This is a genomic window from Sorangium sp. So ce375, assembly GCF_051473855.1.
In the GTDB taxonomy this organism is placed as follows: domain Bacteria; phylum Myxococcota_A; class Polyangia; order Polyangiales; family Polyangiaceae; genus Sorangium.
In genome coordinates, this window is the sequence record NZ_CP150335.1 from 11,230,150 (window position 1) to 11,241,818 (window position 11,669).

7 protein-coding genes and 1 pseudogene are annotated in these 11,669 nt (G+C 69.1%); 2 read left to right on the top strand and 6 right to left on the bottom strand.

Annotation, left to right across the window (positions count from 1 at the left end; all coding sequences use genetic code 11):
• Positions 1-589: 589 nt before the first annotated feature.
• Positions 590-1,549 (top strand): ATPase, encoded by a 960-nt coding sequence (locus tag WME90_RS42040; RefSeq protein WP_437277722.1) that lies wholly within the window; start codon positions 590-592, stop codon positions 1,547-1,549.
• Between the two features lie 429 nt (positions 1,550-1,978).
• On the opposite strand, the gene WME90_RS42045 is transcribed toward WME90_RS42040, so the two are convergent.
• The 6 genes and pseudogenes from WME90_RS42045 to WME90_RS42070 all read right to left on the bottom strand — a co-directional run bounded on the left by WME90_RS42045 (position 1,979) and on the right by WME90_RS42070 (position 10,390).
• Positions 1,979-3,292 carry a WD40 repeat domain-containing protein gene (locus tag WME90_RS42045; protein ID WP_437277723.1) on the bottom strand — a complete coding sequence of 438 codons (1,314 nt, stop codon included), beginning with the start codon at positions 3,290-3,292 and terminating at the stop codon, positions 1,979-1,981.
• Positions 3,293-3,826: 534 nt separating this feature from the next.
• Positions 3,827-4,371: pseudogene (locus WME90_RS42050) on the bottom strand (GNAT family N-acetyltransferase).
• Positions 4,368-4,646 carry a DUF1778 domain-containing protein gene (locus tag WME90_RS42055; RefSeq protein ID WP_437277724.1) on the bottom strand — a complete coding sequence of 93 codons (279 nt, stop codon included), beginning with the start codon at positions 4,644-4,646 and terminating at the stop codon, positions 4,368-4,370. The pseudogene WME90_RS42050 and the gene WME90_RS42055 overlap by 4 nt, the downstream one beginning before the upstream one ends.
• 310 nt (positions 4,647-4,956) lie before the next feature.
• Positions 4,957-7,680, bottom strand: coding sequence for a hypothetical protein (locus WME90_RS42060; RefSeq protein WP_437277725.1), 2,724 nt, complete (start codon positions 7,678-7,680; stop codon positions 4,957-4,959).
• A gap of 46 nt (positions 7,681-7,726) precedes the next feature.
• Positions 7,727-8,773 (bottom strand): Rpn family recombination-promoting nuclease/putative transposase, encoded by a 1,047-nt coding sequence (locus WME90_RS42065; protein ID WP_437277726.1) that lies wholly within the window; start codon positions 8,771-8,773, stop codon positions 7,727-7,729.
• Between the two features lie 6 nt (positions 8,774-8,779).
• Positions 8,780-10,390, bottom strand: a complete 1,611-nt coding sequence (locus tag WME90_RS42070; protein WP_437277727.1) for a hypothetical protein — start codon at positions 10,388-10,390, stop codon at positions 8,780-8,782.
• A gap of 385 nt (positions 10,391-10,775) precedes the next feature.
• Between WME90_RS42070 and WME90_RS42075 the strand changes: the two genes are divergently transcribed.
• The gene (locus WME90_RS42075; RefSeq protein ID WP_437277728.1) at positions 10,776-11,669 is read left to right on the top strand and encodes an FRG domain-containing protein; all 894 of its coding nucleotides are present in this window, start codon (positions 10,776-10,778) and stop codon (positions 11,667-11,669) included.

The following is an 11,669-nucleotide window of genomic DNA, read 5'->3' on the forward strand; positions in this document are numbered from 1 at the left end:
CCTCCTGCGCAGCCTCGGCGCCCTCCTGCGCAGGCCCCGCGACCCTCCTGCGCAGCCTCGGCGCCCTCCTGCGCAGGCCCCGCGACCCTCCTGCGCGATCCCGGCGACCCTCCTGCGCGCCCTCGGCGCCCTGCTGCGCAGCCTCGGCGGCCCTGCTGCGCGGCCCCCGCGACCCTCCTGCGCAGCCTCGGCGCCCTCCTGCGCAGCCCCCGCGACCCTCCTGCGCACCCATTTTTGTGTTCTATCTTACGTTCGCGTGGCTCCTACGCGGCCCCGGCAACCCTCCTGCGCACCCATTTTTGTGTTCTATCGCACGATCGCGTGGCTCCTATGCAGCCCCAGCGCCGCTCTGCGCGCCCAGTTGGTGCCCCGCGTACGAGGGCTCGACGCCTGCTCATCGCCGTCGCCGCTGCGGCGCAGCCTCGGCGTCCGCTTGCGCGGCGCCTCTGTCTCCTTGCGACCTTGCGACGAAAGCGTCGGTATCGTGCTCTCCTGTGACCCGATGCCTCGGCGTTCCCGATTTCCCAATTGAGCGACCACGCCTCTGCTCGGAGGGGCGCTGACCTCGACAAGGAGACATTTCATCGCCATGGCACCGAACACACCCACCGCCGCTTCCTCCAGGACCAAGAACGCCAAGAACACCCGCGCTTCGAGCGACGCCGGAGGCGCGGCCCGCTCGTCGGGCGGTGCGCCCGAGTTCACGCTGAGCGCCGAGCGCGAGGCCGAGCTGCTCCGAGAGGCCGAGTCGCTCGGCGATAACGCCTCCCTCTTTCCAGGCAAGCTCGCTCGGCGCGTCATCTGGGCGAGCCGCATCCAGCTCGCCGCCGAGCGCGACGCGGCGGATCTCGTGCGCACGCCGTTCGCCGAGGGCGAGCCCGAGCTCACGCGCGAGGAGATCCGCGAGTTTCGTGAGAAGATCGAGCTCCTGCGCGTCGTGCAATCGCGCTGGCAAGCGGCGCAGCAGCGCCAGGAGCGGGCCGCCGCGGCCTTCGAGAAGCCGGCCACCGAGGCCGTCCAGATCAAGCAATCGCTGCTCCGCTTCTTCGATCTCCGCTTCAAGAAGAGCCCCGAAGGGCAAAAGCGGCTCATGGCGATCCGGGCGGGCAGCGGCGACGCGGATCTGGTCCAGGACGTCTCCGATCTCCTCTTGCTCTGCTCCGAGCACGCGGAGGCCGTTCACAAGGCGCCTCGCGGCGAGGCCGCCGCGGCGGACCGCCTCCGCGAGCTCTCGCCGGTGCTCGCGCGCATGCTCGCCGACAAGACGCTCTCTCTCGAGACGGTGCGCTCGCGCAAGCTCCGCGACGCCGCGTACACCCTCGTCGTGAACGCCGAGCGGAGGCTGCGCGCCGCCGCGGAGTACTGGTACGCGGGCACCGACAAGTTGAAGGACTATGCGCCGTTCCCCGCCTCCCGCGGCGCCTACGGCGGAGGAGAGGAGGAGGGGGACGAGGGCAGCGCGTCGGAGGAGGCCGAGCCGGAAGACGGCGTGGCGGAGGAGGGCGAGTCGGGAGACGACGAGGCGGGCGATGACGGGAAATCGCCCTGAGCTCGCGCATCACGGATCCCTGACGGGACGACCCCGAGCCCGCCCGACCGACGAAGTCCGGTCCCGGAGAACTCCCGCCAGCTGACTCACCTCGGGCGCCGTAGTCGGCCCGCTCACCGGCACACTGAGCCACGCCGTCACGAGGTGAGGGGCAGAAATCTGCGGATCGGGGTGGCTATCAACAAACCTCGGTCGGGTCGGCCCTTGGGCCAACGTTGTTGACGCCGCCCCGGGGTAAACGTTGCCATCCTGCGGGCCAACGTTGGCCGCACGCATTCTGGATGGCAGCGCAGCCGCGCCACGCGTCGGCGAGATCGTTCCGGGCGTGCCGCGGGGGTCGCGAAGCCGGTGGACGCGCTGCTCTTCACCCGCGACGAGCGCGGGCGCTCCGCGTGACCGGGGCTGTCACGTGGCCTGTGGCGGCGCGGGTCACTCCGATGCGGCGGCCTCCGCCGCGCACGGGATCGGATCGGCGGCGTGCTCCGGCTCGGTATAGGAGGTGTCGCCGGCCTGGACCTTCGCGAGCAGGTCTTTGACGTAGACGCGCTCCTCGCACACGTCGATGGGGAAGCTCAGCGGTCCGAAGCGGCAGATCGGATAGATGCGGGCGGCGCACCGATTGGCCCCCGTGAAGTCGATGTGCTCGCTGGTAAAGACATAACCGGCGTCCTGATCATCGATGGCGCGGAGCGTGGTAAGTCGGCTGCCATCGGCGACGCGAAAGAGCAACACCGATCCGTCTTCTCGAGCGGACGCCAGCACGTTGCCATCGGGCGAAAATGCTACGGCGTTCACCACGCCGGTGTGCCCCTCCAGGATCTTGAGCAGCGCGCCGGTGCTCGCATCCCACAACCGCACGCTCTTGTCCAAGGCCCCCGAGGCAAGCAGCTTGCCGTCCGGCGAAAACGACACCGCGTTCACCCACTCGGTGTGCCCTGCCAGCGTCTTGAGCAGCGCGCCCGTGCTCGCACCCCACACCCGCACGCGCTTGTCCCTGGACCCGGAGGCGAGCAGCTTGCCGTCCGGCGAAAACGACACCGCGTTCACCCACTCGGTGTGCCCTGCCAGCGTCTTGAGCAGCGCGCCCGTGCTCGCATCCCACAACCGCACGCTCTTGTCCCTGGATCCCGAGGCCAGCCGCTTGCCATCCGACGAAAATGACACCGCGTTCACCCAACCGGTGTGTCCCTCCAGGGTCTCGAGCAGCGCGCCCGTGCTCGCATCCCACAACCGCACGCTCTTGTCCCAGGACCCCGACGCGAGCCGCTCGCCGTCCGCCGAAAACGACACCGCTGTCACCTCACGAGTGTGCCCCCGCAGGCGAGTTCGCTCCCTCCATGTCGTGGTATCAACAATTGAAATCTCATTTCCGTGGGCTAAGGCTAGACGCCTCCCATTCGGGGACCAAGCAACCGATTCAATGGATCCTGAAAATCCATTGGGCACCTCCAGCGAAAGCGCCTCCCCCGTCGCCTTCTCCAGATCCACCATCGCCCGATCGAACAGCCGCTGCGCCAAGGCCCCCTCCCCGACCCTCCTCGCACACTCCCCCGCCGCAACCAGCGCCTGTCCGTTGGGCCGCCACGCCTCCCACGCGGCGACGAACTTCTCCATCGCACCCCGCAGCGAGGGCTCATCGCCCTTCGCGGATAGCCTGTCGGCTTCCGCGTACAGCCGGCGCATCTCCGCCTTGGCCTCGTCCGTCTCGGCAAAGCTCCTGTCGAGCCGCGCGCTCTTCTCCATCGCCGCCGTCGCCGCCTTCCTGGCGTCCTCCGGCGCCGACCCCGCCCCCTCGATCTCCTGCGCCACCCGCCGCGCATCGGCGTAACGCCCCAGCTCCGCCAGCGTCTCGACCTCCGCGGCCCACGTCGCCGCAGCCGTCCCAGGACACAGCCGGTTCGCCTTGCCGATGACACGCACCGTCCGATCCAGCCTTCCCTTGCCGAGCAGCGCGGGCACCAGCTTGCGCAGCTCCGCGGCCGTCTGGCATGGAGCCGGCGCCGGCGCCGGGGGCAGAGGTCTTGGCAAGCGCTGCACCGCCCTGGCCACAGGCGGCGTCTCCGGCTGCGGTGGTGAACAGCCGGAGCAGGCGAGGAGCAGCACCAGCAGGCCGCACACAAACCAGAAGGTCGCACCCAACGCACGCCGCATCGCGCCAGGCTACCACCGCCGCGTCAACGTGAGCGTACGAACCACATGGCTGGACCGCGCTCAGCCGCGACCCGATCTACGTTGAAGCACCGCGACCCGACCCACGCTGGAGAGCATCATGAACCGTCACCGCTTCTTCAACGTGCCAGCCCGCCGGCTCGCGGTCATCGCGGCTGCGATGGTCGCCAGCGGAAGGATCAGCTTGAGGGGTGCGTCGAGCAGGCGCATGGCGCCGAACCCTTCGTACCACCCGGCAGCGGAATCAATCTTGGCGTCGATGGCGAGCGCGACCCCGCCCACCACGGCGGCGACGGAGAGCGCGCGCTCCGCTGCCGCGAAGAGGAGCTGCCCACCCAGCCCCTGCTTCTGGTAGCTCCTGTCCACCGCGAGCCGCCCGAGCCTGAAGACCGGCACCTCGTAGCGACCGAGCTTGCGGGTGACCACCTCCGGCGTGCGCGCAATTCGATGGATCCGGGGCTTATCGTGTAATAACCGAGAATGTGCCCTGGCTCCCCGTCCGCCACGGCGACGAACGTCTTCGCCCCGCCGGATTCATGATTCTGCCGGGCATACTTCAACAAATACTCGTTCAGCGCGGCGACTCCGCAGTCGAAGCGCTTCCGGTCGTGTCCCTTCGCAATCGGCTCCTCGTACCAGGCGGGCGACGTCATCGGGCGCGGAGCTTCGCGCGCGCCGCCTTGAGCAAACGAGGCGTCGGCTTGGGCGGATTGTCCAGCAGCTCCAAGACGCGCTGCGTATCGCGCTCGGACAGCTTCATTCCCTCCTCGCGCTCCACGATCTCTCGCGCCACCGGGAGCACCCTGCGCATGACGAACGTCGTCACGTCCGTCCGCTCGTAGGTCGCTGCGGCCGTGAGCAATTGCTTCTCCTCGACTGTGGCACGTAGCTCGATCCGTTCTGCGCGAGCGCTCCCGCCTGCGGCCATCGTCTGACTCCTTCCAGCTCCGGTAGGCGTATATTCTAGCGTACGGACGGCATCCGTACATTGGCAGGAACCGAGCAGGCTCGCGGGCGGGGCGAGGATCACGGGGGCGCCCCTCGGGCCAACGTCGCCGCCGTGCGGACTAACGTTGGCCCCACACCTGCGCGGCAGCGATGCGGCGCCGCGGCTCGGCGACGTCGTCCCGGATGTGCCGCGGGGGGTCGCGAAGCCGGCCGACACGCTGCTCTTCACCCGCGACAAGCGCCCGCGCTCCGCGTGGCCTGGGCCGTCACGTGGCAGATGGCTGCGCGGGTCACTCCGACGCAACGGCCTCGGCCGCGCAGGAGATCGGATCGTCCACGTACTCAGGCTCCGTAAAGGAGGTATCCCCGGTCTGGATCTTCGCGAGCAGGTCTTTGACGTAGACGCGCTCCTCGCACACGTCGAGGGGGAAGCTCAGCGGACCGAAGCGACAGATGGGGTAGATGCGGGCGGCACATCGGTTGGACTCCGTGAAGTCGATGTGCTCGCTGGTAAATACATAACCGGCGTCCTGCTCCTTGAGGGCGCGGAGCGCAGCAAGTCGACTCCCGTCAGCGACGCGAAAGAGCATCACCGATCCGTCTTGTCCAGCAGACGCGAGCAAGTTGCCGTCCGGCGAAAACGACACCGCGTTCACCCCATCGGTGTGCCCCTTCAAGGTCTTCAGCAGCGCGCCCGTACTCGCATCCCACAACCGCACGCTCTTGTCCGCGGACCCAGAGGCGAGCAAGTTGCCGTCCGGCGAAAACGACACCGCGTTCACCCCATCGGTGTGCCCCTCCAGCGTCTCGAGCAGCGCGCCCGTGCTCGCATCCCACAACCGCACGCTCGTATCCGAGGACCCAGAGGCGAGCCGCTTGCCATCCGGCGAAAACGACACCGCGTTCACCCAATGAATGTGCCCCTCCAGCGTCTCGAGCAGCGCGCCCGTGCTCGCATCCCATAACCGCACGCTCGTGTCCCGGGACCCAGAGGCGAGCCGCTTGCCATCCGGCGAAAACGATACCGCGTTCACCCCATCGGTGTGCCCCTCCAGGGTCTTCAGCAGCGCGCCCGTGCTCGCATCCCACATCCGCACGCTCTTGTCCGCGGACCCCGAGGCGAGCCCCTTGCCGTCCGGCGAAAACGACACCGCGTTCACCCCATCGGTGTGCCCCTCCAGCGTCTTGAGCAGCGCGCCCGTACTCGCATCCCACATCCGCACGCTCGCGTCCAAGGACCCAGAGGCGAGCCGCTTGCGGTCCGACGAAAACGACACCGCTTGCACCCCATTGGTGTGCCCCTCCGGCGTCTTGAACAGCGCACCCGTGCTCGCATCCCATAACCGCACGCTCTTGTCCCAAGACCCAAAGGCCACCCGCTTGCCGTCCGGCGAAAATGACACCGCTGTCACCCAAGCAGTGTGCCCATCCAGCGTCTTGAGCAGCGCGCCCGTACTCGCATCCCACAACCGCACGCTCATGTCCAAGGCCCCACAGGCGAGCCGCTTGCCGTCCGGCGAAAACGACACCGCATTCACCATATGGGTGTGCCCCTTCAGGGTCTTGAGCAGCGCGCCCGTACTCGCATCCCACAACCGCACGCTCTTGTCCCAAGACCCAGAGGCGAGCCGCTTGCCATCCGGCGAAAACGACACCGCTGTCACCCAAGCAGTGTGCCCCTTCAGGGTCTTGAGCAGCGCGCCCGTGCTCGCATCCCACAACCGCACGCTCTTGTCCCGGGACCCCGAGGCGAGCCGCTTGCCGTCTACCGAAAACGACACCGCGAATACCCAATCGGTGTGCCCCTCCAGGGTCTTGAGCAGCGCGCCCGTGCTCGCATCCCACAACCGCACGCTCTTGTCCGAGGACCCAGAGGCGAGCCGCTTGCCATCCGGCGAAAACGACACCGCATTCACCATATGGGTGTGCCCCTTCAGGGTCTTGAGCAGCGCGCCTGTGCTCGCATCCCACAACCGCACGCTCTGCTCCCCGGACCCCGAGGCCAGCCGCCTTCCGTCCGGCGAAAACGACACCGCGTTCACCCAACCGATGTGCCCATCCAGGGTCTTGAGCAGCGCGCCCGTGCTCGCATCCCATAACCGCACGCTCGTGTCCCGGGACCCCGAGGCCAGCCGCTTGCCGTCCGGCGAAAACGACACCGCTCTCACCTGATCAGTGTGCCCCCGCAAACGAGTTCGCTCCCGCCATGTCGTGGTATCAACAATCGAAATATCATTCTTATGGGCTACGGCCAGACGCTTCCCGTTCGGCGACCAGGCAACCGATTCAATGGATCCTGAGAATCCATTGGGCACCTCCAGCGAAAGCGCCTCTCCCGTCGCCTTCTCCAGATCCACCATGGCCCGGTCGAACAGCCGCTGCGCCAAGGCCCCATCCCCGACCCTCCTCGCACACTCTCCCGCGGCAACCAGCGCCTGTCCGTTGGGCCGCCACGCCTCCCACGCGGCGACGAACTTCTCCATCGCCCTCCGCAGCGACGCCTCATCGCCCTTTGCAAACAGCGCGTCGGCCTCCCCGTACAGCCGGCGCATCTCCGCCTTGGCCTCGTCCGTCTCGGCAAAGCTCCTGTCCAGCCGCGCGCTCTTCTCCATCGCCGCCGCCGCCGCCTTCCTGGCGTCCTCCGGCGCCGATCCCGCCGCCTCGATCGCCTGCGCCACCCGCCGCGCCTCGGCGTAACGCCCCAGCTCCGCCAACGCCGCCACCTCCGCGGCCCACGTCGCCGCAGCCGTCCCAGGACACAGCCGGTTCGCCTTGCCGATGACACGCACCGTCCGATCCAGCCTTCCCTTGCCGAGCAGCTCGGGCACCAGCTTGCGCAGCTCCGCGGCTGACTGGCATGGGTCGGGCGCCGGCGGCACCAAGGATGGCGGACGCTGCGCCGTCCCCGCCACAGGTGGCTTCTCCGGCTGCGGTGGTGCAGATCCGGAGCAGGCGACGAGCAGCACCAGCAGGCCGCACACAAACCAGAAAGTCGCACCCAGCGCACGCCGCATTGCGCCAGGCTATCACCGCCGCCTCAGCGTGCGCGGACGGGCCGCATCAGCGCTCGGTCAGCGCGTCGTCGAGCGTAGGCGCGGTGAGCACGCGCTCGGTCCAGCCTTCGATCTGCGCGGCATCCGCGGCGCGGATGCGCGCCTCGATCGGCTCCGGCAGCTCACCGAAGCGCAGCCGGAGCTGCTTCAGCAACGTGCTCCGCTGCCCTTCGAGCCGGCCCTCTCGCTCGCCCGCCAGCCGGCCCTCTCGCTCGCCCGCCAGCCGGCCCTCTCGCTCGCCCGCCAGCCGGCCCTCCCGGCGCCCCTCTTCACGAAGGTAATCTGCGATGGTCACGATCTCCTCCTTGGCCTCCGGTCCCGCCGCCGCGAGCAGCGCCTTCAGCACTTTCTCGGGGTCGCGCGGGTCGGCGATGCTGAACATATAATGCCACAAGCGCGCGAGCGCAGCCCCTCCGCTGGGCTCCCGACGCACCTCCTCGAGTACGTCGCGCCACGCCGGCAGGAGCTTCACCAGCTCGTCGAAGTCGCGCGAATGCCGGAAGCACCACAGCACCAGCCGCCCCAGCGCCGTCATCGCCCGCGCTCGCAGCGCCTCGTCCGTCTCGTTACTGATGTCGTCCAGCACGAAACGGAACTGCGGCACATGCTCGGCCATCTGCGCCAGCGTTTCCGGCGGCACATCCAGCAGATCCTGGAACGAAACCGGCGCGTTCCAGGCAATCGCGCCGTGATACAGCACCACCGGCAGGATCCCCGGGAGGAGCGTCGCCTTGGGGTGACGCTCCAGGTAGCCCTGCCAGATCCGCACCATGTACGCGAGCAACCGGGACGCCATCAGCGGGTGCATCGTGCTCTGGTGCTCGAAGAGCACGTAGATGAACCGCGACCCTTGCTCCAGCCTCGCGGTGAAGAGCAGGTCGCTGTGGCTCGCGGCGAGCGCCTCGTCGATGAAGCTGCCAGGTTGCAACGCCAGCGACGCGAAGTCGATGCGGGCCGCCAGGGCAGCAGGCAGCGCCTGGCGCAGCGCGCCGGCCGCGTGCTCCGGCTGGCTGAACGTGGACTTGAACAGGGCGTCGTGAGGGGTGGGCGTCATCGATCCTCACACCCCGCCGGCGCGCATCTTGGCGGCGATCTCGCCGAGCTCACGCATCTCCCGCTCGTCACGGCCGATGGCGATCGCATAGCTCCGGAGCTCCGCGTTCTCGAGGAAGGCACGGCAGACCTGCGACGCGTGCAGCTCGCTGGCGCGCATGCTGACGAGCGCGATCCACCACGCGATCACGTCCGCTCTGCGCTCCGCGAGGACGCCATCCCACGCGTCCTCGGTCAGCACCGGGGAGCCCTCGGCCAGCACCCGTACGAGCAGGCGCTTCCCCCGCTCCGCGTCGTCGAGGGCCTCCACGACCTTCGGGTCCCCATCACGGAGGCCCTCGAGCACCGTCATCACGCTCCACGCCATCGCCCGCACCCAGGTTCGCTGGCTCGGGCCCATCGCGTCGGCGGAGCGGAGCACCGCGAGCGCCTCCGTGTCGTCGCCGGCAACGTCGCCCGCGCTCGCGACGAGGGAGCTCACGCCGTCCGCGAGCTCGCGGAGATGCGCCTCGATCGTCGCGCTCTTCTCGCGCAGCAGCGCTGCGAGCGCACGACCTCGAGCGCCGAACACCTCCGAGAGATCGGCGGCGATCGCGGCTGGCCCGATGGTGATCCGAAGGTGCCGTCCCATGGCCGCCTTGTCGAGGAAGAAGGAACCGAGCATCGACGCGACGGTGTACGGCGCCCCCGGCGGCTTGCGAAACGCGCCGAGCGGCTCACGCGCAGGAGGCGGCACGGCGATCCATGTCGACGCGAGGGTCGCGACGAAATCCTCCGGTGAGAAGCGCGGGCCCTCCGGCGCGAGGCACGCGAGCCGGCACGCATCCCGCAGACCGCGCCCCGCGTTGAGCCAGGCGATCACCAGGCGGACTGCACCGAGCGAAGCCGGCGATTTGCACCCGGCGAGCGCACGCTGCCATTCACGCGCGCCGTCCTCGCCCGGAAACGCGCGCAGCATGGCCTCGTGCTGCTCGCCCCCCTCCGCGAGGAACACACGCTTGAACGCGCCCGGCAACGCGCCGGCAGCGTAGGGGCCACGCAAGCGCTCGATGAGCCGCGAGGCATCGACGCGCACGGGCAGCGGCAGCTCTCGGCCGAGGAGCGGCGCGGCCAACCGCCTGGCTTCCTCGGCCTGCCGCCGATCGATGTCGCCCCACACCATGGCGTGCTGCGGGAAACGCTCCTCGACGAGCATCGCCGCCGCGAGCACGGCAAAATGGTAGGGACAGCCCTGCGTCTTGTCTCCGAAGACGCGCACGGGGCCGCCGGTGTCGCCATTGTCCGGCATGGCGGCGTTGACCACGATATCGCCGTCGAGGCCTTCATCCCGGCGCGCCGTGTACCGGCCGAGGTCGCGGTAGAGCGACTGGCACTCGGCCGTTTGCAGGCTGTCGCGGTCCCCAACCACCGACCAACATGCCCTCCTGGGGTCGTCGACATCACGACGGAGCGAGCGCATGTACATCGGCACGCGCACACCCTCGATCGAGCGCCAGCCCCAACCCAGGAGGCGCGGCTGCCACGCCTCAAGGAGCCCGAGCGTCTCGTCGTAAGCGGCTGCCCACTCGGCCTCGTCGATGCCTCGCGGATCGATGTCGAGAATCACGTGCACGCCCATGGGTCGATCCTCCTGGCCGACGTGTGCAGCCGGCCGTCGTGATGGGGCAAGCGCCTCCGCGGCGCGGAAGGACAAACGTCGGCCTTGCGCCGCCGAACACGGGCTCGGCGGCGCGCCGTCTCCGAGGCCGATTCGCTAGCAAGTCACAGATGGATTGACCATGAAAAAGAAATCTATTTTTGGATGCGATTCATGAGATGACATCGAACGGTGTCGCGCAATTACGGCGAGGCAAACCATCTCATCTCTCAATCGTCTTTCGCACGCGCAAGTGCTGCCAACCCACCCTGGTTCGGGTCGCCTCGGAGCGGTTCTCCTCGGGCCAAGGTCGCCCGAGCCGCTCTGCCCTGTTCACGAGCGCCTCGCCTGCCGTACCATCTCCCCGGTGCAGACCCTCCACATCTCCCGCCTCTCGGAGCTCATGGCCCTCCTCGAAGCCGCGCCCGGCTCGCGGTTCTGCTACCGGGGCCACGCGAGCGCCGCGTGGAGCCTGGTGCCGACGCTCTACCGCGACGTGGAGCGCACCTCGCCCCCGCTTTCGCCCGTCGACGGCGAGTGGCTCGGCCCGCGCGAGCGCGACATCGCGCGCCGCTTTCGGCTGGCGGCGCGCGGCGAGCCGGACATCCTCGCCGACGAGTGGCGCGCCCTGTGCCTCGCCCAGCACCACGGCGTCCCGACCCGCCTTCTCGACTGGACCTATAACCCCCTCGTCGCGGCGTTCTTCGCCCTCTCGGAGCGCTCGCCCGACGACGCGGCCATCTACCGACTCAACCTCTCGGACTACCCCTTTCCCGCGGCGCTCGGCCGGCGCCTCCCGGAAGGCGCCTTCCGGATCGAGAACCTCCGCTCCTTCCTCGGCGGCAGGACACCGCCCTTCTTCACGCCCGTGTCGAGCATCCTGCCCCGCGAGGACGCCACGGGCGCGCCGCCCGCCGTCGACTCCGCGCTCGTCGTGTTCCGGGCCCCGCTCGACGTGGCCCGCATCGAGCGGCAACAGGGGATCTTCTCGGTCTACCTATCGAGGAACGACCACGATTTCGCGCTCGATCACCTGGCGCCCATCCTCGGCGCCGAGGCGTCGTCCGGGCGAGAGCTGCTCACCAAGGTGATCATCCCCCGGGCGGCGGCAGACGGCATCCGCAGGCAGCTCGCGAGCCAGGGAATGACGGCGAGCGTGCTCTTCCCCGACCTGACCGGGGTCGGCCTGGAGCTCAGGGCGAAGCTGCGAGACGAGCTCGAAGAGGAGCTGCAGGACCGGCGGCGCCGGCGGGTCGAATAA